The organism is Streptococcus parasanguinis, assembly GCF_001073155.1.
In the GTDB taxonomy this organism is placed as follows: domain Bacteria; phylum Bacillota; class Bacilli; order Lactobacillales; family Streptococcaceae; genus Streptococcus; species Streptococcus parasanguinis_D.
Map to the genome: position 1 here is coordinate 1 of NZ_JVEE01000001.1, position 1,532 is coordinate 1,532.

Here is a 1,532-nt window from a genome sequence, read left to right on the forward strand (position 1 = left end):
AGATCTCCACTATGGAAATCATCCAAAAGACGGAGAAGGCTCCTCGAGGTGTCTACTGTGGAACGATCGGCATCCTTCTTCCAAAAGGGAAACGGATTTTTAATGTAGCCATCCGGACCCTTCAAATGCAAGGAAATCAAGCCATCTATGGCGTGGGAGGAGGCATCACTTGGGACAGTAAGTGGGAAAGTGAATACCAGGAAACCAAGCAAAAATCAGCTGTCCTTTACCGTCAAGAGCCTCGCTTTGAGCTCCTGACGACCGGCCACATTCACCAAGGAGAGTTGACTTTCTTAGACCAACACCTAACCCGTTTGAGAGAGGCTAGTCGCTACTTTGCCTATCCTTATGATGAACCCAAACTTCTGAAAGAACTTCAAGAAGAGCTTGCTCATTTGGAATCCAACCTTGACTATCGTTGTCGGATCGCCTTGCAAAAAAACGGGACCTTTCACCTAGTAATCACGGAGCTGACAGACTTGCCAGCTAGCTATCTACAGGCCCAACTGACCGAGCAGAAGCTTGATTTAGCGACGCCATTTACTTATTTCAAAACGAGTCAGAGAGACCATCTCAACCAGTCAGATCACGAGCAAATTTTCCATCTGCCAGATGGAACCTTACTGGAGACGACGATTGGCAATCTGGTGCTGGAAATAGAGGGACAACTCTATACCCCACCAGCTCATCTCCCCTTACTCGATGGCATTTATCGGCGCCATCTTCTTGAGACCCAGCAGGTGGAAGAAAAACTCTTGACGTTGAACGATTTGACAGACGCCGATCGTATCTATGCCTGCAATGCTCTTCGTGGTCTCTACGAACTCGATTTTCAAAGAAAGGATTCCTGATGAAACTTATTTTTTTACATGGACTAGGGCAAGATGTCCTCTCTTGGCAAGGAGTCCAATTTGCACTTTCACCCTTGCACTCCAAAACTTTTGATATTTTCTCCCATCAAAAAGAAAGCTATCAGGAAGTCAAAAAAAGGTTGATGGAGCGCCTCCAGCAAGAAAGCGAACCCTTTATTCTGGTAGGACTCTCACTAGGTGGCGTGCTCGCTCTTGATCTCTCAAGACAAGACTTCCCGCAACTCAAGGGCTTGGTCCTTGCAGGAACACAATACAAACTCAACACCAATCCCCTCTATCGGCTCCAGATTCTTCTCTTTCGTCTACTTCCCAAGCATGTTTTTGAAAAACAAGATGCCAATAAACAACAGATGCTTCAAATCTTGACCGAATTAAAAGGGCTCAATTTAACCGATACCGCTAAAGCTTGCCCTCTCCCCAGCTTGGTGATTTGTGGTAGCAAAGATTGGGCCAATCAATCTTCTTCTAAAAAATTGGCCAAGCTCCTGCCAAAAGGTCGCTATCAAGAAATCGCAAACGGAGGCCATCTACTCAATACCGAGAAACCCTATGAACTCGCGCAAGCCATCAAAGAGTTTGTTGCTGGGTTTTAAAATGAAGAGGCTGGGACAAAAGTCCTAGCCTCTCAATTATTTTTGGATTGTCGAGCAAGACGCAGTG

At 46.0% G+C, this 1,532-nt stretch carries 2 protein-coding genes; both read left to right on the plus strand.

The window, feature by feature from the left end; translation table 11 throughout:
* On the plus strand, nucleotides 1–851 hold an 851-nt coding region (locus ADH92_RS00005; RefSeq protein WP_049495659.1), incomplete at its 5' end, for a bifunctional chorismate-binding protein/class IV aminotransferase.
* Complete coding sequence (locus ADH92_RS00010; RefSeq protein ID WP_049495661.1) at nucleotides 851–1,465, plus strand: alpha/beta fold hydrolase; 615 nt, start codon at nucleotides 851–853, stop codon at nucleotides 1,463–1,465. The genes ADH92_RS00005 and ADH92_RS00010, both read left to right, overlap by 1 nt.
* The last annotated feature ends 67 nt before the right edge of the window (nucleotides 1,466–1,532 follow it).